We start from the raw sequence: 1,153 nt of genomic DNA, 5'->3' as shown, positions 1-1,153 counted from the left end.
GACATCGCCCACCAGCCGGCTCTTGCCCTCGCCCCGTTCAGGGGCCGCGATCCGGTTGATGCCGACATCGATGACGGTGGCGCCAGGCTTCACCCAATCGGCCTTGACCATCTCCGGTCGACCAACGGCCGCCACCAGGATATCGGCACCCCTTGCAACGGAGGCGAGATCCTTCGTGCGTGAATGCGCCGTCGTGACCGTCGCATTGGCATTGAGCAGTAATTGCGCCATCGGCTTGCCGAACAAGTTGGAGCGGCCGATGACCACGGCATTCAGACCCGACAGGTCCTCGCCATGGATGGAGCGCACCAAAAGCATGGCGCCGGCCGGCGTACACGAGATCAGCCCGGTTTCGAGATCGCCGGTTGCCAGCTTGCCGGCATTGACCACATGCAACCCGTCGACATCCTTCTCCGGCTGGATCGACTGGATGATGTCATCCGAATCCAGATGCTTCGGCAGCGGCAGCTGCACGAGAATGCCGTGGATGGAGGCATCGTCGTTCAGCGAAGCCACCAGACTTGCCAATTCTTCCTGCGTCGTTTCCGCCGGCAGCGTGTGCTGGACCGACTTGAAGCCGCACTCCTTGGCCATCTTGCTCTTGGAGTTCACATAGGCATGGCTGGCCGGATCATCACCGACGATGACGACCGCAAGACCAGTCTTCACACCGGCCTCTGCCTCAAGTCCCGCCGCTGCAGCCTTCACGGCCTCGATCACCGAAGCCGCCGCTTGTTTCCCGGCGATCACTGTTGCGAGCGCCATCACTCACCCCATGCGCTCGGAAGCGTAGGATCCCGGGCTTGCCGGGAAGACGACGGTGCGGTTGCCGTTGATGAAGTTGCGGTGATGGATATGGGCATGGATGGCGCGGGCGAGAACCTGGCTCTCGACATCGCGGCCGATCGAGACATAGTCCTCGGCAGACTGCGCATGGGTGATGCGCGCCGTGTCCTGCTCGATGATCGGACCCTCGTCGAGATCGGCCGTCACATAATGCGCCGTCGCTCCGATCAGCTTCACCCCGCGCTCATAGGCCTGCTTGTAGGGGTTCGCCCCCTTGAAGGACGGCAGGAAGGAATGGTGGATGTTGATGATGCGGCCCGACATCTTCTGGCACATGGAATCCGACAGGATCTGCATGTAGCGCGCC

2 protein-coding genes are annotated in these 1,153 nt (G+C 62.3%); both read right to left on the bottom strand.

Annotation, left to right across the window (positions count from 1 at the left end):
- Positions 1-765, bottom strand: a 765-nt coding sequence (folD, locus tag PH562_RS30630; RefSeq protein WP_285177641.1) for a bifunctional methylenetetrahydrofolate dehydrogenase/methenyltetrahydrofolate cyclohydrolase FolD, incomplete at its 3' end; no start/stop codon positions are given.
- A gap of 3 nt (positions 766-768) precedes the next feature.
- On the bottom strand, positions 769-1,153 hold a 385-nt coding region (locus PH562_RS30625; RefSeq protein ID WP_285177640.1), incomplete at its 5' end, for a formyltetrahydrofolate deformylase.

Origin of the sequence: Rhizobium centroccidentale, assembly GCF_030182565.1 — a bacterium.
Lineage (GTDB): Bacteria > Pseudomonadota > Alphaproteobacteria > Rhizobiales > Rhizobiaceae > Rhizobium.
This window is presented reverse-complemented; position numbering and strand designations above follow the sequence as displayed.